The 22,380-nt window shown below is 53.3% G+C and carries 21 protein-coding genes; 14 read left to right on the top strand and 7 right to left on the bottom strand.

Annotated elements, in window-relative coordinates:
• Window positions 1–20: 20 nt before the first annotated feature.
• From aphA to ABIB59_RS21060, 3 genes are all read left to right on the top strand, one after another.
• Window positions 21–725 (top strand): acid phosphatase AphA, encoded by a 705-nt coding sequence (aphA, locus tag ABIB59_RS21070; protein WP_108702192.1) that lies wholly within the window; start codon window positions 21–23, stop codon window positions 723–725.
• Window positions 726–828: 103 nt separating this feature from the next.
• Entirely contained in the window at window positions 829–1,245 is a 417-nt protein-coding gene (locus ABIB59_RS21065) for a secondary thiamine-phosphate synthase enzyme YjbQ (RefSeq protein ID WP_039077901.1), read from the top strand.
• 2 nt (window positions 1,246–1,247) lie between these two features.
• On the top strand, window positions 1,248–1,616 hold the full coding sequence (locus ABIB59_RS21060) for an MmcQ/YjbR family DNA-binding protein (protein ID WP_107223961.1): 369 nt from the start codon (window positions 1,248–1,250) through the stop codon (window positions 1,614–1,616).
• Window positions 1,617–1,629: 13 nt separating this feature from the next.
• Here the strand turns inward: ABIB59_RS21060 and uvrA are convergent, their stop codons facing one another.
• Window positions 1,630–4,455: an excinuclease ABC subunit UvrA gene (gene uvrA, locus ABIB59_RS21055; RefSeq protein ID WP_039077899.1), complete on the bottom strand. Its 2,826-nt coding sequence runs from the start codon at window positions 4,453–4,455 to the stop codon at window positions 1,630–1,632.
• A gap of 251 nt (window positions 4,456–4,706) precedes the next feature.
• Here uvrA and ssb1 point away from each other — a divergent pair, with 251 nt between their 5' ends.
• Window positions 4,707–5,243: a single-stranded DNA-binding protein SSB1 gene (ssb1, locus tag ABIB59_RS21050; RefSeq protein WP_039077898.1), complete on the top strand. Its 537-nt coding sequence runs from the start codon at window positions 4,707–4,709 to the stop codon at window positions 5,241–5,243.
• 174 nt (window positions 5,244–5,417) lie between these two features.
• Here ssb1 and ABIB59_RS21045 read toward each other — a convergent pair whose 3' ends face one another.
• The gene (locus ABIB59_RS21045; RefSeq protein ID WP_039077897.1) at window positions 5,418–5,699 is read right to left on the bottom strand and encodes a YjcB family protein; all 282 of its coding nucleotides are present in this window, start codon (window positions 5,697–5,699) and stop codon (window positions 5,418–5,420) included.
• Window positions 5,700–6,252: 553 nt separating this feature from the next.
• On the opposite strand from ABIB59_RS21045, the gene ABIB59_RS21040 reads away from it, so the two are divergent.
• Both ABIB59_RS21040 and pdeC read left to right on the top strand, forming a co-directional pair.
• Window positions 6,253–7,656 (top strand): GGDEF domain-containing protein, encoded by a 1,404-nt coding sequence (locus tag ABIB59_RS21040; protein ID WP_354036907.1) that lies wholly within the window; start codon window positions 6,253–6,255, stop codon window positions 7,654–7,656.
• 340 nt (window positions 7,657–7,996) lie between these two features.
• The gene (pdeC, locus tag ABIB59_RS21035) at window positions 7,997–9,568 is read left to right on the top strand and encodes a cyclic di-3',5'-guanosine monophosphate phosphodiesterase PdeC (RefSeq protein ID WP_039077895.1); all 1,572 of its coding nucleotides are present in this window, start codon (window positions 7,997–7,999) and stop codon (window positions 9,566–9,568) included.
• Window positions 9,569–9,583: 15 nt separating this feature from the next.
• Here the strand turns inward: pdeC and soxS are convergent, their stop codons facing one another.
• On the bottom strand, window positions 9,584–9,907 hold the full coding sequence (gene soxS, locus ABIB59_RS21030) for a superoxide response transcriptional regulator SoxS (RefSeq protein ID WP_039077894.1): 324 nt from the start codon (window positions 9,905–9,907) through the stop codon (window positions 9,584–9,586).
• Between the two features lie 80 nt (window positions 9,908–9,987).
• On the opposite strand from soxS, the gene soxR reads away from it, so the two are divergent.
• The 4 genes from soxR (at window position 9,988) to ABIB59_RS21010 (ending at window position 14,869) form a co-directional block, all read left to right on the top strand.
• Window positions 9,988–10,446: a redox-sensitive transcriptional activator SoxR gene (soxR, locus tag ABIB59_RS21025; RefSeq protein ID WP_039077893.1), complete on the top strand. Its 459-nt coding sequence runs from the start codon at window positions 9,988–9,990 to the stop codon at window positions 10,444–10,446.
• Window positions 10,447–10,756: 310 nt separating this feature from the next.
• Window positions 10,757–11,425: a glutathione S-transferase family protein gene (locus ABIB59_RS21020; protein ID WP_039077892.1), complete on the top strand. Its 669-nt coding sequence runs from the start codon at window positions 10,757–10,759 to the stop codon at window positions 11,423–11,425.
• Window positions 11,426–11,731: 306 nt separating this feature from the next.
• The gene (gene ghxP, locus ABIB59_RS21015) at window positions 11,732–13,081 is read left to right on the top strand and encodes a guanine/hypoxanthine transporter GhxP (RefSeq protein ID WP_039077891.1); all 1,350 of its coding nucleotides are present in this window, start codon (window positions 11,732–11,734) and stop codon (window positions 13,079–13,081) included.
• Between the two features lie 141 nt (window positions 13,082–13,222).
• Window positions 13,223–14,869, top strand: a complete 1,647-nt coding sequence (locus ABIB59_RS21010) for a Na+/H+ antiporter (RefSeq protein WP_039077890.1) — start codon at window positions 13,223–13,225, stop codon at window positions 14,867–14,869.
• A 210-nt stretch (window positions 14,870–15,079) separates the two neighbouring features.
• Here the strand turns inward: ABIB59_RS21010 and ABIB59_RS21005 are convergent, their stop codons facing one another.
• Window positions 15,080–16,000, bottom strand: coding sequence for a LysR family transcriptional regulator (locus ABIB59_RS21005; protein ID WP_039077889.1), 921 nt, complete (start codon window positions 15,998–16,000; stop codon window positions 15,080–15,082).
• Window positions 16,001–16,103: 103 nt separating this feature from the next.
• Between ABIB59_RS21005 and ABIB59_RS21000 the strand changes: the two genes are divergently transcribed.
• On the top strand, window positions 16,104–16,514 hold the full coding sequence (locus ABIB59_RS21000) for a CidA/LrgA family protein (RefSeq protein WP_103245048.1): 411 nt from the start codon (window positions 16,104–16,106) through the stop codon (window positions 16,512–16,514).
• Window positions 16,507–17,196 carry an LrgB family protein gene (locus tag ABIB59_RS20995; protein WP_039077887.1) on the top strand — a complete coding sequence of 230 codons (690 nt, stop codon included), beginning with the start codon at window positions 16,507–16,509 and terminating at the stop codon, window positions 17,194–17,196. Before ABIB59_RS21000 ends, ABIB59_RS20995 begins: the two co-directional genes overlap by 8 nt.
• Here the strand turns inward: ABIB59_RS20995 and ABIB59_RS20990 are convergent.
• Complete coding sequence (locus ABIB59_RS20990) at window positions 17,193–18,491, bottom strand: Gfo/Idh/MocA family protein (RefSeq protein ID WP_354036903.1); 1,299 nt, start codon at window positions 18,489–18,491, stop codon at window positions 17,193–17,195. The genes ABIB59_RS20995 and ABIB59_RS20990 overlap by 4 nt on opposite strands.
• 47 nt (window positions 18,492–18,538) lie before the next feature.
• Here ABIB59_RS20990 and ABIB59_RS20985 point away from each other — a divergent pair, with 47 nt between their 5' ends.
• The gene (locus tag ABIB59_RS20985; RefSeq protein ID WP_354036901.1) at window positions 18,539–20,104 is read left to right on the top strand and encodes a hypothetical protein; all 1,566 of its coding nucleotides are present in this window, start codon (window positions 18,539–18,541) and stop codon (window positions 20,102–20,104) included.
• Between the two features lie 72 nt (window positions 20,105–20,176).
• Entirely contained in the window at window positions 20,177–20,326 is a 150-nt protein-coding gene (locus tag ABIB59_RS20980; RefSeq protein WP_165159383.1) for a hypothetical protein, read from the top strand.
• Here ABIB59_RS20980 and actP read toward each other — a convergent pair.
• Window positions 20,323–21,972: a cation/acetate symporter ActP gene (gene actP / locus ABIB59_RS20975; RefSeq protein ID WP_354036899.1), complete on the bottom strand. Its 1,650-nt coding sequence runs from the start codon at window positions 21,970–21,972 to the stop codon at window positions 20,323–20,325. The two genes, ABIB59_RS20980 and actP, sit on opposite strands and share 4 nt — an antisense overlap.
• Window positions 21,969–22,283 (bottom strand): DUF485 domain-containing protein, encoded by a 315-nt coding sequence (locus ABIB59_RS20970; protein ID WP_039077883.1) that lies wholly within the window; start codon window positions 22,281–22,283, stop codon window positions 21,969–21,971. The genes actP and ABIB59_RS20970 overlap by 4 nt, the downstream gene beginning before the upstream one ends.
• Window positions 22,284–22,380 lie beyond the last annotated feature (97 nt).

Below are 22,380 nucleotides of genomic sequence, written 5' to 3'. Positions count from 1 at the left end.
CTGAAAATTTAGGGATAAACATGCGAAAGTTCACATTAGCCCTCTGCTTATCGTTTTCGCTCACCGGTGCTTTCTTTGCTCAGGCTTCTACGCCGACTCCGGATAGCACAGGCACCAACGTTGCCAAACTGGCCGAACAAGCGCCCATTCACTGGGTCTCCGTCGCACAGATCGAACACAGCCTGGTGGACCGCCCACCGATGGCCGTCGGGTTTGATATCGACGATACGGTCCTGTTTTCCAGCCCCGGCTTCTGGCGCGGTAAAAAAATGTACTCCCCGGATAGTGAAGCCTATCTCCAGAACCCGGAGTTCTGGGAGAAAATGAACAACGGCTGGGATGAGTTCAGTATTCCAAAAGAGATCGCGCGGGCGCTGATCGCGCTACATGTGAAACGCGGCGACAGCATTTACTTCATTACCGGACGCACGCAGACGGCGACGGAAAGCGTGACCAAAACCTTGCAGGACGATTTCTTGATTCCGGCGGCGAATATGAATCCGGTGATTTTTGCCGGGGTGAAAGACGGGCAAAACAGCAAGACGCAGTGGCTGGCCGACAAGCAAATCAAAATCTTTTACGGCGATTCGGATGAAGACATTACGGCGGCGAAAGCGAGTGAAGCCCGCCCGATACGTATCCTGCGCGCTTCGAATTCAACCTACCGCCCGCTGCCACAAGCCGGGGCGTTTGGTGAAGAGGTGATCGTAAATTCCGAATATTAAGATTGAATTGTTGTTTTTTTAAGCAAATCTGTTCTGTCGGGTTTTACCTTTCGCCGACTTGCTGCACACTTAAAAAGATTCGTCTTTTAAAAGGAAGCAGCAGATGTGGTATCAACAGACTCTTGTTCTCGGGGCAAAACCCCGGGGTTTTCATCTGATCACTGATGAGGTGCTGGGGCAGATCCGCGATTTGTCCCGCATCAGAACAGGCTTGTTGCATCTGCTCCTCCAGCATACTTCCGCTTCTCTCACCCTCAATGAAAACTGTGACCCCACCGTACGTCACGATATGGAGCAGCATTTTCTGCGAGCGGTGCCGGATAACGCCCACTACGAGCATGACTACGAAGGCGCGGACGATATGCCTTCGCATATCAAGTCTTCCATGCTGGGTGTGTCGTTATTACTTCCTGTCGCCAGCGGGCGCGTTCAGCTTGGGACGTGGCAGGGGATTTGGCTGGGAGAGCATCGTATCCACGGCGGTTCGCGAAAAATCATCGCGACGCTACAAGGGGAATAAAGATGACAATTTCGGAGTTATTGCAGTATTGCATGGCGAAGCCGGGTGCAGAGCAGAGCGTACACAGCGACTGGAAGGCCACGCAGATAAAAGTGTCTGATGTGCTGTTTGCGATGGTGAAAGAGGTGGAAGGCCGCCCGGCTGCATCCTTGAAAACCAGCCCGGAACTGGCTGAACTACTGCGTCAGCAGCATAATGACGTGCGCCCAAGCAAACACCTGAACAAAGCGCACTGGAGCACCGTCTATCTCGACGGCTCGCTCCCGGATTCACAGATTTACTACCTTGTGGACGCCTCATACAAACAGGCGATAGAACTGTTGCCTGAACAGATCAGGCAACAGCTTTACTCCGCATCATCCAGGGCGTAATCAGCCCGGAAGATTATTTCAGCATCGGTTTCAGGAATCGCGCCGTGTGTGAGGCTTCACACTCGGCGACGGTTTCTGGTGTGCCGGACACGAGAATTTCCCCGCCTCCGCTGCCGCCTTCCGGACCGAGATCGACAATCCAGTCTGCGGTTTTGATGACGTCCAGGTTATGCTCAATGACCACGATGGTATTGCCCTGGTCACGCAACTGGTGCAGAACGTCCAGCAGTTGCTGAATATCGGCAAAGTGCAGGCCGGTGGTCGGTTCATCCAGAATATAGAGCGTTTGGCCGGTGCCACGTTTCGACAGCTCGCGCGCCAGCTTCACGCGCTGCGCCTCACCGCCGGAAAGCGTGGTGGCTGACTGACCCAGACGGATGTACGTCAGGCCCACGTCCATCAATGTTTGCAGCTTGCGCGCCAGCGCCGGGACGGCATCAAAGAATTCACGGGCTTCTTCGATGGTCATATCCAGCACTTCATGGATGGTTTTGCCTTTGTATTTAATCTCCAGCGTTTCGCGGTTATAGCGCTTGCCTTTGCACTGGTCGCACGGCACGTAGATATCCGGCAGGAAGTGCATCTCAACTTTGATTACGCCATCACCCTGACAGGCTTCGCAGCGTCCACCACGGACGTTAAAACTGAAACGCCCTGGGGTGTAGCCGCGCGAACGGGATTCCGGCACGCCGGCAAACAGTTCACGAACCGGGGTGAAAACGCCGGTATAGGTCGCCGGGTTGGAACGTGGCGTACGGCCAATCGGGCTCTGGTCGATATCGATCACTTTGTCGAAATGTTCCAGCCCCTGAATATCACGATAAGGCGCGGGTTCGGCGATGGTGGCACCGTTTAACTGGCGCTGAGCGATCGGGAACAGCGTGTCGTTAATCAGGGTAGATTTACCCGAACCGGAAACACCGGTAATACAGGTGAACAGCCCTACCGGTAGCGTCAGCGTCACGTCTTTCAGGTTATTGCCGCGTGCTCCGGTCAGTTTAAGCACTTTTTCCGGATCGGCTTTAACGCGATTTTTCGGGACGGCGATCTGGCGTTTGCCGCTCATATACTGCCCGGTGAGGGATTCAGGCACTGCCATAATCGCCTCCAGCGGGCCTTCGGCGACGACCTGACCACCATGCACCCCTGCGCCGGGGCCAATATCGATCACGTGATCTGCGGCGCGAATGGCATCTTCATCATGTTCGACCACGATGACCGTGTTGCCGAGATTACGCAGGTGGATCAGCGTACCGAGCAGACGTTCGTTATCGCGCTGATGCAGGCCGATTGACGGTTCATCCAGCACATACATGACGCCCACCAGACCTGCGCCAATCTGGCTTGCCAGACGGATACGCTGAGCCTCGCCGCCGGAAAGGGTTTCCGCGGAACGGGAAAGCGTCAGGTAATTCAGACCGACGTTCACCAGGAATTTCAGGCGATCGCCAATCTCTTTGAGTACTTTTTCAGCGATTTTCGCGCGCTGGCCGGACAGCTTCAGGTTATTGAAGAAGTCCATAGCGTGACCGATGCTCATGTCCGAGATGGTTGGCAGCGGCGTATTTTCAACGAAAACATGGCGGGCCTCGCGGCGCAGGCGCGTACCGTCGCAAGTGGCGCAGGGACGGTTGCTGATAAATTTCGCCAGCTCTTCGCGTACCGCGCTGGACTCCGTCTCTTTATAGCGACGTTCCATATTGTGCAGCACGCCTTCGAACGGATGGCGGCGCACGGAGGTATCGCCACGATCGTTCATATACTTGAATTCAATACTCTCTTTGCCGGATCCGAACAGCACCACTTTATGCACGGTTGGGCTGAGGCTGTCCCACGGCGCTTCCACATCAAATTTGTAGTGGTCCGCCAGCGATTTCAGCATCTGGAAATAGTAGAAGTTACGGCGATCCCAGCCGCGAATTGCGCCACCCGCCAGCGATAGCTCGGGGTTCTGAATCACGCGGTCAGGGTCGAAATACTGCTGCACGCCGAGCCCGTCACAGGTCGGGCAGGCGCCTGCCGGGTTGTTGAACGAGAACAGGCGCGGTTCCAGCTCGCGCATACTGTAGCCGCAAATCGGGCAGGCGAAATTGGCCGAGAAAAGCAGCTCTTCGGCTTTGGGATCGTCCATGTCGGCGACCACTGCCGTGCCACCGGAAAGCTCCAGCGCCGTTTCGAAGGACTCTGCCAGACGCTGCGCCAGATCCTCGCGCACTTTAAAGCGGTCAATCACGACTTCAATGGTGTGTTTCTTTTGCAGCTCCAGCTTCGGCGGATCGGAAAGGTCGCAGACTTCACCGTCAATACGCGCGCGGATATAACCCTGGCTTGCCAGGTTTTCCAGCGTTTTGGTGTGTTCACCTTTACGTTCTTTGATTACCGGCGCCAGCAGCATCAGACGTTTGCCTTCCGGCTGCGCCAGCACATTGTCGACCATCTGGCTCACGGTCTGTGCCGCCAGCGGAACGTCATGGTCCGGGCAGCGCGGTTCACCTACGCGAGCAAACAACAGACGCAGATAGTCGTGAATTTCGGTAATGGTCCCGACGGTGGAACGCGGGTTATGCGAGGTCGACTTCTGCTCGATAGAAATAGCAGGAGAGAGCCCTTCAATGTGGTCAACGTCAGGCTTTTCCATCAGCGAAAGAAACTGACGGGCATAAGCGGAAAGAGACTCAACGTAGCGACGCTGCCCTTCGGCATACAGAGTGTCGAAAGCCAGTGACGATTTACCCGAACCCGACAGACCGGTAACGACAATCAATTTGTCGCGTGGAATGACGAGGTTGATGTTTTTGAGATTATGGGTGCGCGCGCCCCGTACTTCGATCTTATCCATTCACCTTTCCCGGTAATAACTCGGCATGCCTGGTCGATTGGAAGGACAACCAGCGGTCAGAAACGGCTAATTATGACACAATTTAAACTGGCTGGATATACAGTATTGGAATGCAAATTCAGAGGGGATGTGCAACAATGTTGAGTCCGCGCGACAACTCTGGAAGATCCTTCGCAGCTATGAACATGTCGCATGGAAATGGTACACTCCCGCGCTTACACTATTTAGAAATGTTTTCAGGAGACACGATCATGGCCAGCAGAGGCGTAAACAAGGTGATTCTCGTCGGTAATCTGGGCCAGGACCCGGAAGTACGCTATATGCCGAGTGGTGGTGCAGTGGCCAACATTACGCTGGCGACTTCCGAATCCTGGCGTGATAAAGCGACCGGTGAAATGAAAGAGCAGACTGAATGGCACCGCGTTGTGCTGTTCGGCAAACTGGCAGAAGTGGCCGGTGAGTACCTGCGTAAAGGTTCTCAGGTCTACATTGAGGGTCAACTGCGTACCCGCAAATGGACCGATCAGTCCGGTGCCGAGAAATACACCACCGAAGTCGTGGTTAACGTGGGCGGCACCATGCAGATGCTCGGTGGCCGTCAGGGTGGCGGTGCTCCGGCTGGCGGCAATATGGGCGGCGGCCAGGGCCAGCAGGGCGGTTGGGGCCAACCTCAGCAGCCGCAGGGCGGTAACCAGTTCAGCGGCGGCGCGCAGTCTCGCCCACAGCAGTCTGCGCCGGCACCGTCTAACGAACCGCCGATGGACTTCGACGACGATATTCCGTTCTGAGTGCAGGCCATCGGCCTTATCAGCGCGACCCGTATGGGAAATGTATCGACAAAAACCCCGCACTGCGGGGTTTTTTGTTACCTGCTGGCGTTATTTGTCTCTTTTCGTGTCAGCGGATTTTTGACAATAAAAAAGCTCCACGCGGGAGCTTTTTCACTAAAGAAGGGCTTGCTGTCAGGTAATCACCATCGGCCATTCGGGGGAAGATTTCTCTGACATCTCCGTCATGATATTGATGACGTTGTGCCAGACGGCATGGACATCGACCATCGTAATGCCCAGCAGGCCCGTTGCAAACCAGCAGGCTGCTACCAGACCAAGGCCGCTGCTTATCACAGCCAGACCAATATAATCTGCTTTACGAAAGCGAATGTTCAATGTGCTGGCCATAAACATCAGCACTGCACTCAGTATCTGCCAACGAAGAAGAACGACACTGGTGGTTAATGTAGCCATGAAAACGATCCTCGAAAGAAAACTTTCAGGCACAGGTGGGTGACGCCATGAGCCTGAGCGATGTGTGCAGGCGCAGAAAATCTGCAGAAGTAACGTTCTACATTGAAACAGTGTTCCCTGTCTCAAGAATGTGTGAACTATATCACATTTGTTCTTTTATTCGCCAGTGTGCAAATGAGCAAAATTTTCTGTGCAAAGGGGCATTTTGTTAGAGGGCGTAGGGGTTAACCGGGCGTGATGATAGCGTTTTGCTATGAAGAATAAGAATGCTAATAAATTCAAAAAGATAGTCACTTTATGATTTTTTGCCTATTTTGCCTGGGTTGGCACTTTTCGGAACATCGATTATTCTTGATCGAATAGCTATATATATCTGAATGTCACTTTTCAGATTTCTGATCTGCATGGATATATCCTCAACTGGCGTCTTTTAAACGCATTTCGCTGCATTTTTTGTAAATCAGCGTTGGTCATCGGAATTTAGCTTTTCGTTTTTCCTGTACAGCTCATTGTGGGTATGGTCCGGTGTTTAATCATCTGTGACTGAAAAAAAATGAAAAAAGAAAATACCGCCATTCCTGTGGATGATGGCGCGGTGGCGCTTACTATCCTGGCGAAGTTGATGCCATGCTTCAGTGCACAACGCACGCTAAAAGAAATTTTACAGGCAATTAATAGTGCCGTAGGTTCAACGCTCTCCTGGGTTGTGGTAGAGCAGGATGGGGATTTCCAGCATGAGAGCGCGGGGCAGATTCCATGCACCCTGGGCGATGCGCAAACCTTTCTGGAACAGTCGCAATTGCGGCGCAATCAACATGCGTGGCGTGTTATCTGTTGGCGACGGCAGGTTGGTACAATATTATTTTCTCCTACTCACCATGCTGCTGATAAATTCCATGGCGGTATTCTCTGTAAATTAATTTCAAGCGCTCATGGGGTAGAGGGGTATTTCTTCCTGGCGTTTCCGCAGCCGTTATTTTCAATGAGTATCATTAAAAGTGTGGTGATCATTCTTGTCGAGAAATTAAAAGATTATCTCGCCGGTATTATTGCTAAAGAGCGCATGACCAGAGAAATGCATCGCATTGTCGCGCAATATAAAGTCTTATTTGATCGCGCCCCCGTATTAATGAATTCATTTGATAAAAACAACCGCTGTATATTATGGAATGGGGAGTGCGAACGGCTGTTTGGTTGGTCAATTGAGGAGTTAAACTGTCAACCTGATCCATTAGCATTATTTTTCCCTGATGATGAGGTCCGTCATAAGGTCCGGGCTTCTGTCAGCGCTTCGCCTGCTGTCGATATGTATGAATGGCATCCGGTAAGGCGCACGGGCGAATTATTAACCGTATTGTGGTCAAATATTTTGCTCCCGGATAAATCCATTCTCAGTATCGGGCTGGACATTACCGAACGTAAGAAGGCTGAGCAGCAACTGGCGGTGAAAGCGACGACTGATGACCTGACGGGGTGCTTTAATAGGTTCTCTATATTACGGCAATTCAGAGAGGCGCTTGCCGCCTGTGAACCGGGAGATCCCGATAGTCATTTCAGTATCCTCATGTTGGACCTGGACCATTTTAAAAACATCAACGATCGCTGGGGCCACCTTACAGGCGATGCGGCACTGCGCCATTTCTGCGAGAAAATTCGTGAGCTCAGCACGCCGGACTACGCGTTAGGTCGTCTGGGAGGAGAGGAATTTCTGATTTTATTACCGCAAACTGACAGTCAGACTGCGCTGCGTTTTAGCCAAAAAATTCGCGCTGCGCTGGTCGATAAACCGCTTTTTAACGGGGATGAAAAGATAACCTTATCCTTTAGCGCAGGTGTTGTGTTTGTTACCGGAGGGGTGTCCGATACTTCAGTTTTGCTTACGCTTGCGGACGATGCGCTGTACGATGCGAAGCGTACCGGGCGCAGCCGAACTGTGATTGCAGGAGCAATTTTATAAATATTCCCGGCTTCCTTCCGGAAGGCTATGCAATAGATGAAAAAATACCCGATCGGCCTGTCTTTTTTTTATCCTGCGGAGAGTTTGACTTAATCAACTATTGTCTGTTGCGTAAACTAAAAACCCTGACTGGCGACTGGATAAATATTTTCCTTAATATAAACACAACGCATACTTTTAGTTTGCCTTACGGGCAAATATTATCGTCATAACCAAATATTAGGTTTTTAATGAAAAAAGTAAGTTGCTAATGTCGTATGATTCATGCAACGTAATCACCTGTTTATCAAAGCATCCTGCCTTCATTACAGGCACACTAAATGCAGGGATATAGGCGGAAATGAATCATAGCGCGCAGCGTAAGATGCTGAGAGTCGTCGGGATCATCATGGTAGTGCTCCTACCGGTGATGCTGTCGCTATGGTTTGCGCACATCCGTGCAGTAAAAGAAACAGGTATCCATCTTCGTTCTTTTGCGCAACTTGCTTTAGATAAAACTGAACGGGTTATCGGACAAGTCGACCTGGCCCGAAGCGCCGCTGAGAAATATCACGGTCAAGTTTGTTCCCCTGAGCATCGTAGCTACATGCTCAATATCATTCGCGGTAGCCTGTATGTTGCCGATTTAATATACGCGCGCGGCGAACAGTTTTTATGCTCGACAGCTTTTTACCCTACGCAATCGTATGCTATTTCGCCTCCCGAGTATAAAAAAAAGCCAGCCATCTCTATTTATTACTATCGTGATACGCCATTTTATCCCGGATATAAAATGGTCTATATGCAGAAAGGAAATTATGTCGCGGTAGTCAATCCGCTTTCCTACAGCGAGGTGATGTCAGACGACAGCACGCTGGCTTATGGTATTTACGATACGGTAACGGGTCTCTTTTTTTCCGTCAGTGATCAGGCCGATCTACAAACACTGGATAAGCTCGTCCGTAAAAATGACCTTACTTTTCAAGAGAATGGTCGTTTTTACACAATAGACCATTCTGATAAACGTCCCATTGCAATCATTGTTTCGACCTCCAGCGACACTTATTTTCAGTATCTTTATCATCAGGCGACATTAACACTGCCGTTAGGCATGATTTGTAGCATTATTATTTTATTGATGTGGTCGCGAACACGGCAGGAGTTTAACTCTCCACGACGAATGCTGCACAGAGCATTAACCAAACACCAGCTTGAACTTCATTACCAGCCCATTATTGATATCAAAAACGGCCAATGCGTAGGCGCTGAAGCATTATTGCGCTGGCCGGGTTTTAATGGTCCGGTAATGAGCCCGGCGGAATTTATTCCGCTGGCAGAGAAAGAAGGAATGATTGAGCGGGTTACCGATTATGTCGTTGATGAAGTCTTTAATGATCTAGGAGAATTCTTAGCAGCATGGCCGCATCTTTATATTTCGATTAATCTGTCAGCCGTCGATTTCCATTCTTCCCGCCTGATTGCACTTATTACCAATAAAACCAGGGAACATTCTGTACGCGCAGAACAAATTAAAATTGAAGTAACCGAACGTGGGTTTATTGATGTTCCTAAAACCACGCCGGTCATTCAGGCGTTTCGCCATGCGGGTTACGAGGTGGCGATAGATGACTTCGGCACCGGTTACTCGAACTTGCACAACCTGTACTCCCTCAACGTCGATATTTTAAAAATTGATAAATCCTTTATCGATACGCTGACGACCAATAGTACCAGCCACCTGATCGCTGAACACATCATTGAGATGGCACACAGTTTGCGCCTGAAAATTATCGCGGAAGGGGTGGAAACAGCAGAACAGGTAACCTGGTTACTTAAGCGTGGCGTGCAGTACTGTCAGGGTTGGCATTTTGCGAAGGCTCTGCCGCCGCAGGAGTTTAAAGCCTGGGTTGCGCAGCCACCTTCGCTAAAGTAAGCATCCCGGCGACACTTACGCCTGGTGGCGATAGTCGCTGGGAGTCCGATCAAATTCCCGACGAAACACGCGTGAAAACGTTTGTTGCGAAACGTAGCCCAGATCCATCGCAATATCAAAAATGGGACGCCGCGTAGTACGCAGTGCTTCCGCAGCCAGTAACAGACGGCGCTGACGAATGTAATCTCCCAGCGTCTGATGCATCACGGTACGAAACATTCTCTGCAAATACCATTTTGAATAACCTGACTTTCTGGCGACTACATCAATGTTTAACGGTTGGTCGATATGTTCATCAATCCATTCCGTAAGGGTCTGAATAATTTGCTGATGGGACATAGAGCTGCCTCTTTCTCGATTCGTCGTTTTGTCTGCGGTGGAGTATAATTCCTCAAGTTAACTTGAGGTAAAGAGGTTTTATGGAAAAGAGAACACCGCGTCTCAAGGCGCTGCTCACACCGGGTGAAGTGGCGAAACGCAGCGGGGTGGCCGTTTCCGCGCTGCATTTTTATGAAAGCAAAGGGCTTATAAAAAGTACCCGTAATGCCGGTAACCAGCGGCGCTATACACGCGATGTGCTGCGCTATGTGGCGATCATTAAAATCGCCCAGCGTATTGGTATTCCTCTGTCGACCATCGGCGATGCGTTTGGCGTATTGCCGGAAGGACATACGCTGAGCGCGAAAGAGTGGAAGCACCTTTCGTCGCAGTGGCGCGAGGAACTGGACAGGCGTATTCACACGTTGGTTGCGTTACGTGATGATTTGGATGGGTGTATTGGCTGTGGTTGTCTGTCGCATAGTGATTGCCCGCTGCGAAACCCAGGAGACCAGTTAGGCGCTCAGGGGACGGGGGCAAGGCTGCTGGAAGGCGATTAGCTAAAGAAACATATTCCCCCGGTGGCGCTGTCGCTTACCGGGGCTACAGCAATACAAAAAACTAAAGCGCCCAACTGGGGCGCTTTAGTCGGTCCGGTCTTTGTCTTTCTCTCTATCCCATTCTGTTATGGGAGGGTTTCCCCCGACATCAGCACCCCTCATCATGTTGGAGGTTCCGGATTGTGCTGACACTTTTAGTCTAGGCAATGGCGAAAAATTCGCCACATCATGACGCTTTTTTTTAGGAAATTTTTCATCCAAAGAGCAAGCTTTTCTATAGTTAATTCGAATAACTCAGCGGGAGCCTGTCATGCTTAAAGTTCACCACCTGAACCAGTCTCGTTCTCAGCGCATTCTGTGGGCGCTGGAAGAACTGGGTTTACCGTATCAACTCATTCATTATCAACGTGAAAAAACCATGCTGGCTCCTGCGTCACTTAAGAAAGTGCACCCGCTGGGCAAATCACCGGTACTGGAAGACGACGGTCTGATCCTCGCTGAATCCGGCGCAATTCTGGAATACCTGCAGGAAACCTACGATACAAACAGCCTGCTTAAGCCTCAGGATAGAGAGATGCGTCAGCAGTATCGCTTTTGGCTGCATTACGCCGAAGGATCGCTGATGCCTTTATTATTGATGAAGCTGGTTTTTGCCAGCCTCGGTAAACCACCCGTACCGTTTGGTGTGCGAACGATAGGAAAAATGCTTGGTCAGGGCATCCAGAAAGCCTGGCTAAACAAGCAAATTGAAACCCACGCGCGTTATATCGAGTCGCAACTGGCCGTGAAGCCCTGGTTTGCCGGAGAGCAGTTAAGCATGGCCGACATTCAGATGAGTTTTCCGATTTTCGCATTGCTGTCACGCGGCGGCATTGCCGATCTTCCGCATACCCAGTCATGGAAAAAGAGAGTTGAAATGCGCCCGGCCTGGCAACGGGCGATTGAGCAGGGCGGCCCTTTGGATCTCCCCGGTACGTAATATTGATCGCGAAATGTTGCAAAGTTGCGCAGGGGCGATAACGTTTGCGCATCGGTCGGTTAATTCTTCGTCGTCATAAGCGAAAATTAGCAAAAAGCGGCAAAGTTCAGTTGAAAAGCGGTATCTAAACGCTGGATAATCGTTTGCCTTTTTTGACCAACCGTTTTGTATGCGCGGAGTTAATCGTTTGCTTTTTGTGACACCCCTTCGTCACATCGCAGCTCAGGGAGACGACGTTTAACAGGCAGTGGACACTGTCCGCCTCGCATATCAACGAAAGATAAAAACTCTCAGGGGATGTTTCCTATGTCTACGCCTTCTGCGCGTACCGGCGGTTCGCTTGACGCCTTATTTAAAATTTCTGCTCGCGGCAGTACTGTTCGTCAGGAAATCGTTGCTGGGTTAACCACGTTTCTGGCGATGGTCTATTCCGTTATCGTTGTGCCTGGCATGCTCGGTAAAGCGGGCTTCCCGCCAGCGGCGGTGTTTGTCGCTACCTGTCTGGTTGCCGGTGTCGGTTCGATCGTCATGGGCCTGTGGGCAAACCTGCCACTGGCTATCGGTTGCGCTATCTCTCTGACCGCGTTCACCGCGTTTAGCCTGGTGCTGGGCCAACATATCAGCGTTCCGGTCGCTCTGGGTGCCGTGTTCCTGATGGGTGTGCTGTTTACCGTTATTTCCGCGACGGGTATTCGTAGCTGGATCCTGCGCAACCTGCCGCAAGGTGTTGCGCATGGCACCGGTATCGGTATCGGTCTGTTCCTGCTGCTGATCGCGGCGAACGGCGTGGGTCTGGTTATCAAGAATCCGCTGGACGGCCTGCCCGTCACGCTGGGTCATTTCGCCAGCTTCCCGGTGATCATGTCGCTGATTGGTCTTGCGGTTATCATCGGTCTGGAAAAACTGAAAGTACCGGGCGGCATCCTGCTGACCATCATCGGTGTTTCTATTGTCGGACTCATCTTCGACCCGAGCGTGCACTTCTCCGGTATTTTCGCTATGCCATCGCTGAGCGATGACAAAGGCAACTCCCTGATCGGCAGCCTGGATATCGTTGGCGCGCTGAACCCTGTCGTGCTGCCAAGCGTACTGGCGCTGGTGATGACGGCGGTGTTTGATGCGACCGGTACTATCCGTGCGGTAGCCGGTCAGGCGAACCTGCTGGATAAAGACGGCCAGATTATCGATGGCGGCAAAGCGCTGACCACCGACTCTCTGAGCAGCGTGTTCTCCGGTCTGGTGGGCGCGGCGCCTGCGGCGGTATACATTGAGTCTGCGGCAGGTACGGCGGCAGGCGGTAAAACCGGCCTGACAGCGATCACCGTTGGTGTGCTGTTCCTGCTGATTCTATTCCTCTCTCCGCTCTCCTACCTGGTTCCGGCGTATGCGACTGCGCCAGCGCTGATGTACGTAGGTCTGCTGATGCTGAGCAACGTGGCGAAAATCGACTTTGCCGACTTTGTTGATGCGATGTCCGGCCTTATCACCGCAGTGTTCATCGTGCTGACCTGTAACATTGTTACCGGCATCATGATCGGCTTTGCCTCTCTGGTCATTGGCCGCGTGGTCTCAGGTGATTTCCGTAAACTGAATATCGGTACTGTGGTTATCGCCGTGGCGCTGGTCATCTTCTACGCAGGCGGCTGGGCAATCTAATTCCCTTGTCTCTTGTGTACAACGGGTGGCTCAGGCCGCCCGTTTTCATTTTTTGCGCACATCCTGTTTCCTTTGCGTTAAGCTGAATGTTCTATCATCAAGGCATGACGCCTTAATAAAAACATCGCAAACAGGGAACGCATGGAAATCTTTTTTACCATCCTCATCATGACCTTAGTGGTTTCGCTCTCGGGCGTGGTCACGCGAGTAATACCATTTCAGATCCCACTTCCTCTTATGCAAATCGCCATTGGCGCGCTACTGGCTTTCCCCACGTTCGGGTTGCATGTGGAGTTCGATCCGGAGCTGTTCCTCGTCCTGTTTATTCCGCCATTGCTGTTTGCCGATGGCTGGAAAACGCCCACGCGCGAATTTCTTGAACATGGCCGGGAGATCTTTGGCCTGGCGCTGGCGCTGGTGGTAGTCACCGTCGTCGGGATCGGTTTTCTGATTTACTGGCTGGTTCCGGGCATTCCTCTGGTGCCGGCTTTTGCCCTGGCGGCAGTGCTGTCGCCCACCGATGCGGTGGCGCTGTCTGGCATTGTGGGGGAAGGGCGTATTCCGAAGAAAATCATGGGGATTTTACAGGGCGAAGCGTTGATGAACGACGCATCCGGTCTGGTCTCGCTCAAATTCGCCGTGTCGGTAGCGATGGGTACAATGGTGTTTACCATTGGCGGCGCGACGGTTGAATTTTTGAAGGTGGCGATTGGCGGCATTTTCGCCGGGTTCGTGGTGAGCTGGCTGTACGGTCGTTCACTGCGTTTTCTGAGTCGCTGGGGGGGTGATGAGCCCGCTACACAAATCGTGCTGCTGTTCCTGTTGCCGTTCGCTTCTTATCTGATTGCGGAACACATTGGCTTTTCCGGTATCCTTGCCGCGGTGGCCGCCGGTATGACGATTACCCGCTCCGGCGTGATGCGCACCGCGCCGCTCGCTATGCGTCTGCGTGCCAACAGCACCTGGGCGATGCTGGAGTTTGTATTTAACGGCATGGTGTTCCTGCTGTTAGGCCTGCAACTGCCGGGCATTCTCGAATCGTCGCTGGCAGCAGCAGCAGCCGATCCGAATGTGGAAACCTGGATGCTGTTTACCGATATCGTGCTGATTTACTGCGCGCTGATGCTGGTACGTTTTGGCTGGCTGTGGACGATGAAAAGATTCAGCGTGCGCTTTTTGCACAAAAAACCGATGGAGTTCGGCTCCTGGAGTACGCGTGAGCTGCTGATTGCCACCTTCGCAGGCGTGCGTGGTGCGATTACACTGGCCGGTGTGCTGTCTATTCCGCTGTTTTTACCTGATGGCATCGGTTTCCCGGCACGTTATGAGCTGGTGTTCCTTGCCGCCGGGGTGATTCTGTTCTCGCTGTTTGTTGGCGTTGTAGCGCTGCCGTCTCTGTTGCAGCATATTGAAGTGCGTGACCATTCCCAGCAGTACAATGAAGAACGACAGGCGCGGGCGATGATTGCCGAGGTAGCGATTGTCGCGATTCAGAAAATGGAAGAGCGTATGGCGGCCGATGCGGAAGAGAATATCGACAACCAACTGCTCACCGAAGTGAGTTCCAGGGTGATTGGTAATCTGCGTCGTCGTGCGGATGGGCGTAATAACGCAGAAAGCTCGCTGCTGGAAGAGAACCTTGAACGCCGTTTCCGCCTGGCAGCCCTGCGTGCGGAACGCGCCGAGCTTTACCATCTGCGCGCGACACGGCAAATCAGCAATGAGACGTTACAGAAGATGCTGCACGATCTTGATTTGATGGAAGCGCTGTTAATCGAGAAAAAGTAAGTTTCCTCTCCCTTATCCCCACAAAATGCGAGCACGAACGGTCCCCTCTCCTCTTTGAGGAGAGGGCCAGGGTGAGGGGGAAAATGCGGCTCTGATGGTCATTCCGTTCACCTCCTGAGCCGCATATTCTCCTTGCCCCAAAGGGGAGAAGACAATGAATTGTGCTCGCTGTGGCTATAGCATTCACTTATCGGGGCATTCCCGGTCTGATTACTTCTTTCCTTCGCCCAGCGGCACATCCGCAATATCCATATTCACCCAGAACCCTTCACAGCATTGCAGCCAGGCTTGTGCACTGCGGGAAAGATAGCTTCCTTCACGCCAAATCATCCCCAGATGCCAGCGTAAATCACTCTCCAGCGGAACCCAGCGCAGCGTCTGTTTATCCAGGCGCTGACAAATGGGCTCCGGTAAAATCGCGATCCCTACGCCGGCCTGTACCATCGCAGCCAGGAAATCCCACTGCCCGCTACGCACGGCAATCCGCGGCTTCACGCCATGGTCGTTAAAGAGCTGCATAAGCTGGCGGCTGAGGGCGAAATCTTCGTTATAGATGAGCAGCGGGTGCCCGGCCAACTGTTCAGGTGTTATGGACTGAATATTGAGCCAGTCGCCGGAGCGCGGCACCAGCACACAGAGCGGATGGCTGAATAGCGGCAGGGTAGAAAGGCCGCTATCCTCCTCGACGGGCAGGGCGGTCATCGCCAGATCCAGTTCGCCATTGGTGACCGCCTGCTGGACCGTCAGGCCGCCAAACTCGGAAATTTTCAGCTCAACGCCGGGATAGCGCTGGCGAAACAGGCCTATCGGCCCGGCCATCAGCATTCCGACCATCGGGGGGATGCCGAGGCGCAGCAGCCCTTTATTTAAATGGTTGATATCACCAAGTTCTGCCTCAAGCTGGCGAAACTCAGCAAGGATAGCCAGCCCGCGCTCGAACACCACGCGCCCGGTATCGGTGAGAAGTAATTTGCGTCCATCGCGAATGAGTAGCGTGCAGTTCAGCTCATCTTCAAGATTTTTCAACATCTTACTGATTGTCGGCTGGGTGACGAACAACCGTTCCGCTGCGCGAGTGAAACTTTGCTGGCGCACCACTTCCACAAAATAGCGCAGCGTTCTGATGTCCATAATTATTCCTTTAAACTATGCCTGCGATGAGTTTAATTCATTTCAGTATGGAGTAGCGGCTCCCTATACTGTGCTCTCTGTCTCATTTCCGCGAGAATTATCTATGGATATGGCGTTAGGTCGTATTACGCCTGCCATTGTGCGTCGACTGCAGGTGCCGGTTCAGGTTGTTATCTATGCCGGGCTGTTTATCGTGGCGCAATATCTGGTGCAGTGGCTGCATCTTCCCCTTCCCGCTAACCTGGTTGGCATGATCCTGATGCTGGCGCTGATTGTCTGTCGCGTGGTTCCCCTGAGTTGGGTGAGGGCCGGCGCGCGCTGGCTACTGGCCGAAATGTTACTGTTCTTTGTGCCTGCCGTTGTCGCCGTGGTGAATTACACTCAGCTTTTGATGGTGGACGGCTGGCGTATTTTTGCCGTGATTGCCCTGAGTACCCTGATGGTGCTGGGGGCCACAGCCTGGGTGGTTGATAAGGTTTATCGCTTCGAAATCAGCAGGCTGAATCATGAATGATTTTGCCCTGAGCGTGCTCTGCCTGGTCATGACGCTGGTTATCTATTTTCTCAATAAGCGCCTGTACCGCCGGTTCCATAAACTCCCGTTAATGCCGTTAGTTTTCACCCCTATATTGCTGGTGCTGATCCTGGTGTTCGGGCATATCTCCTGGCAGCGTTATATCGGTGAATCTCACTGGCTGCTTTGGCTGTTAGGCCCGGCGACCATCGCCTTTGCCGTACCGGTGTATGACAACCTCGCGGTGATTCGTCGCCACTGGATGTCGCTTTCCGCGGGCGTTATCACCGCAACGGTGGTCGCCGTAACCAGCTCGGTCTGGCTGGCGCGTCTCTTTACCCTGCCGGATGACATTCAGCGCAGCCTGGCGGTGCGTTCGGTGACGACGCCGTTTGCGCTGGCGGCGGCAGGGCCATTGGGCGGACAGCCGGATCTGGTCGCTTTGTTTGTGGTGATTACCGGGGTATTCGGCATGGCGGTGGGGGATGTGCTCTTTTTGCGCCTCTCCATTCGCGAAGGGATGGCAAAAGGCGCTGGGTTTGGTGCGGCGTCTCACGGCGCGGGAACCGCCCGCTCCTACGAGCTGGGCCAGCAGGAAGGCGTCGTCGCCAGCCTGGTGATGATGCTCTCTGGCGTGGTGACGGTATTGGCCGCGCCGCTGGTGGCGCGGCTACTGTTTTAGCCCTGTTTTTTCAAACGCGATACCAGTTCGAACTCACGGAAATTGACCGGGCGCTGTTGCTGCATGGAAATATTGCCCGCGATGCCCGTCAGGATCGACATTGCCCCGGCGCGGTGATCGGCGGCACGCCTGAGCGGATCGTTACCCGGCGTGCCGAACAGATCGGCAAGCATCGCGTTATCACCGCCGCCGTGACCGCCCTCGCCGAGGGTAAAACTGGCCTCCCAGGGGGCGGCAAACATCGGGAAGACAGTAATATTGCAGGACTCCAGACTTCCCTCGTTTGCGCGCTCGCCCCCGGCGTTCACATACGATTTTTCGACGATTTTCATCTCCAGTCGGCCTTCGCTGCCGTTAAACACCACATTCAGCCCTTCCCAGGGCAAATACGTATTCAGCGAATAGCTAAGCTGGCACTGGTTCTGGTATTTCACCAGCACCGAAAGGGTATCTTCGATGGTGATACCATCGCTGAATACACTCTGATCGCGCCAGTAGTGATCTTCATGCTCCGCGTCCAGATAGAGCGCCTTAAGCTGCGGATTGTCCGCCATGTGCAGCGCAAACGGGTCTTCTTTGGCCGTCGCATAGCCGTGGGCGCGTGGATAGAACCCGGTCACACCCCGTTTTTCCGCGTTCTCTTTGCCGTAAAAACGCAGGCTGCCTTCGGCGTAGACGCGCTCTGGGTAGCTATCGAGCCAGAAGTTCATTAAGTCGAAGTGGTGGGTGGATTTGTGGACCAGCAAACCGCCGCTGTTGCGTTTTTCCCGGTGCCAGCGGCGAAAATAATCGGCGCCGTGCTCGGTGTTGAGCAGCCATTCGAAGTGGACGGAGTAAACCTCGCCAATGGTGCCGGTCATCAGCAGTTCGCGCACTTTGCTGTGGTGCGGCGCATAGCGGTAATTAAACGCCACGCGAACGGTGTGCCCGGTCTCTTCAATGGCATCGAGAATACGGAGCGCCCGTTTTTCATCAATGGTCATCGGCTTTTCAGTGATCACATCGCAGCCCGCTTTCAGCGCCCGTACGATATAGTCGTCATGGGTGCGGTCCATGGTGGTGACGATAATAATGTCCGGACGCGTCTCGCGGATCATCGCCTCGAATTGCGCGGCTTTCCAGGTGGATACCGGAGCAGCGCCTTCGTTTTTTAATAATGTATTGGCGTAATTCATTCGCGTTTGGTTGGTATCGCAAAACGCCACCAGTTGCGCATTGTCTTTCCACTGACCGCCGATCGCAGAAATATATAATCCGGCGCGCCCACCCGTGCCGACCAGGGCATATTTTTTCATACTATCCTCAATTATTATCTGTGAGAGTAAATGACCTGGATGAAGTCATGAAACGTATTGCCCATCAATTAATGGAACTCAACAGCACCTTTATCTGGCACTGGTCATGGTTGATGCAAGGTGTTGAAAGCGCTAAGCAACACGGCTTTACAGGCATCATTCTTCATCAGCAGGAGTTATTTTCACTGCTGGCAACGCCCTCGCCATTGAGTCAGAAATTGAATGTGGAAAATCTCATTCATCAACAGCATTACGCGTTGCACTATTTAAAACGGGTGAACCAGTATCTGGCGGCGAATAATTTGTCTTTTTGGTTGCAGGGAGAGGCCGCGCCCGCTGACGATATTATTAAGCGTAAATTCCCGGAGTTTGCTTTCGACGATAAAAGCACGCCGGATTTCTGGAACCACTTTTATTCCACAACGCTGGCGCCGTTATTAAACGAATTACCCCATCTGAGCGGTATCATTCTTAGCCTGACGACCCCGTCTTTTCAGACGGTAGAGTGGCAAAAAAGTCTGCGTCAGGTCTGGCGGCAATTACGCGGCGCCGGAAAAAAACTGATCCTGCGCGACTTTATTGATGACTCCTGGCCGCGCCAGCAGTTGTCGGGCGTACTGGCAACGCTGCCTCATGACGTTCGCGCCTCGATCAAAGCCACGGAGCTCGATTACCACCCCGGTTTTGCCAATCACCCGCATATCGTCACCCTGCCGGATCATAAAAAATGGATCGAATACGATCTCTTTGGCATCGGTTACGGCTGGACAGCACTGCCGTGCTGGCTTGCCGATGAAATCAGCGGACGGCTGAGCTGGGCCATCGGCGCGACGGACAACAGCGTGGAAGCCATTACCTGCCGGGTAAGCTGGCAGTGGCTACCGGACAGCCGCGTCATGGATTCGGTCAATGCCATCAATCTGCTGGGCCTGGCGGCGGCCAATCAGACGCAGGGCCACGTTTTTGACGACTGGGTCGAACAGCATGGGCTGCGCTTTCGTCAGCCGCAGGATAAAACCCGCCTTGCCGCATTATTCCATTCCAGCTACGACTGGCTGTGTAAAACCCCTAATCTGCTGGGGCGACGCCTGCATTACCAAAGCCAGATCCCGGAAAGCCTGGCGCAGGCGCAACAATTGCTGCATATGGACACGCGCAGCGCCAACTGGCTGCAGGCATATCAGCCGCTGATGCCACCGGACGATCGTGACCTGGGCGGCGAACAGCGCCAGCTTATTGCGTTGGAAAAGCAAAACGCCTGTTTCCTGGCGGCCAATGCCGTACAAACCCTGCGCGAGCTGCTGCCGCGAATCACCTGCCCGGATGATTCGATGGAGACGTTACTGGCCGCCTGGCGCAATGCGGATATCTATAGCCAGATGTTCAGCCGGGTCACAGAGGTCGTTACCGATGTGCTGTGGCGCGATCATTATGGCGACGATGCCCTGCCTGCCAGAGCACTCGAAAAGCATCAGCAATCTCTGCTGCGCTACGCCGATACGCTCGCCGCCTGGGTGAACAATCCGCCACCCGGTAGCCCGCTCTTTCTGCCGTTGCTGCTGAGCCCCCAGCGTCTGGCGGCCTTTGCCGATAGTCTGGAGGCGTCGCTGTGAAATAAGCATAAAGGGGCGCCGTCGGGCTGTCGTGTACCCGTCGACGACCTGCGTGTCGGGAAGGGGCAGGAGATGCAAAAGCGTGATGTTGCTTACAAAGCAGGGGAAATGTTTGTGACAGGGATCGGCTTTTTGGCGGCAAAGAAGGTGATGTCTGTCACCTGTGGCGGGAAAAACTGTGATATCGCCCCGGTCATGGCTGACCGGGGCAGAGGGGCTTAGTGGGCGCGGCCCTGTGCGATGCCGACACCCGTTTGTGAACGGATGAACTGCGCACGGAACTGCTCACGCTCGCGAATACCTTCTTGCGTATTGTCGGTAATCGAGAAAATCCAGATACCGATAAAGGCTACGGCGATAGAGAATAGCGCCGGGTATTCATACGGGAAAATCGCCTGCGCATGGCCGAGGATTTGTACCCAAATGGTCGGGCCGAGGACCATCAGAATCACCGCCGTCAGCAGGCCCAGCCAGCCGCCAATCATTGCGCCACGGGTGGTCAGTTTTGACCAGTACATGGAGAGCAGAATGATAGGGAAGTTGCAGCTCGCCGCGATGGAGAACGCCAGCCCCACCATAAAGGCAATATTCTGCTTCTCAAACAGAATACCCAGCAGAATAGCGACCACACCGAGCACCAGTACGGTGATTTTCGAGACTTTCAGCTCCTGACGTTCGGTGGCGTCTTTATGAATGACGTTAGCGTACAGGTCATGAGAGACCGCAGATGCGCCCGCAAGCGTCAGCCCGGCAACCACCGCCAGGATGGTGGCGAAAGCCACAGCGGAGATAAAGCCGAGGAACAGGTTGCCGCCGACCGCATCCGCCAGGTGCACCGCCGCCATGTTATTGCCGCCAATCAGCGCGCCCGCCGCATCTTTAAAGGCCGGGTTTGCCCCAACCAGCATGATGGCGCCGAAGCCAATGATAAAGGTCAGAATGTAGAAATAACCCATAAAACCCGTGGCGTAGAACACGCTCTTACGGGCTTCACGCGCATCTGACACCGTGAAGAAACGCATCAGAATATGCGGCAAACCTGCCGTACCAAACATCAGCCCCAGGCCCAGCGACAGTGCGGAGATCGGATCTTTAACCAGACCGCCCGGACGCATAATGGCTTCCCCTTTCGGATGAACCGCCATCGCTTCGCTAAACAGGCTATTGAAGCTAAAGCCGACATGCTTCATCACCATAAAGGCCATAAAGCTTGCGCCGAACAGCAGCAACACGGCTTTGATGATCTGTACCCAGGTGGTGGCGAGCATACCGCCGAAGAGAACATAGAGCACCATCAGCACGCCGACCAGCACGACCGCAACGTGGTAGTTGAGGCCGAACAGTAACTGAATAAGCTTACCTGCACCGACCATCTGGGCTATCAGATAGAGCGCCACCACCACCAGCGAACCGCAGGCGGAGAGGGTGCGAATCGGCCCCTGTTTGAGGCGATACGAGGCGACGTCGGCAAAGGTGTAACGCCCCAGATTGCGCAGACGTTCGGCAATCAGGAACAGAATAATTGGCCAGCCGACGAGGAAGCCCAGCGAGTAAATCAGCCCGTCGTAGCCGGAGGTGTAAACCAGCGCAGAGATCCCGAGGAACGACGCGGCTGACATAAAGTCACCGGCAATCGCCAGGCCATTCTGGAAGCCCGTAATATTACCGCCTGCCGTGTAGTAATCGTTACGCGAACGCACCCGTTTTGACGCCCAGTAAGTGATATAGAGCGTCAGCGCCACGAAGATCAGGAACATGATGATCGCCTGCCAGTTGGTTGGCTGGCGTTGGACCGCGCCGGTAATGGCATCGGCGGCGTTGGCCGTAAAAGGCAGTGTGGCGGCGAGCGCCGTCAGAACACGCTTCATGATGCTTTTACCTCTTGCAGAACGGTTTTTGTCAGACGATCAAACTCGCCATTTGCCCGCCAGACGTACACGCCGGTCAGCAAAAACGAAATCACAATCACACCAATGCCAATCGGAATACCCCGCGTGACGCTGCTGCCCGCCGAGATCGGCGTACCGAGCCAGCCTGGCGCAAAGGCGATCAGCAGAATAAAACCGACATAGATAATCAGCATGATGATGGAAAGAATGAAGGCAAACCGTTGCCGCTTTTCGACGAGCTCCCTGTAATGCGCATTGTTTTCTATCCGTTGATAAATGGTGTCATTCATCACAGAACTCTCCAGAGGTAAGGTAGGGTTTGTTGTTATTCCCTCTCCCTTGAGGGAGAGGGTTAGGGTGAGGGGGTGGTTTGCGATGCCCTCACCC

The sequence above is a fragment of the Citrobacter sp. UYEF32 genome (genome assembly GCF_040546205.1).
GTDB lineage: Bacteria > Pseudomonadota > Gammaproteobacteria > Enterobacterales > Enterobacteriaceae > Phytobacter > Phytobacter diazotrophicus.
This window is presented reverse-complemented; position numbering and strand designations above follow the sequence as displayed.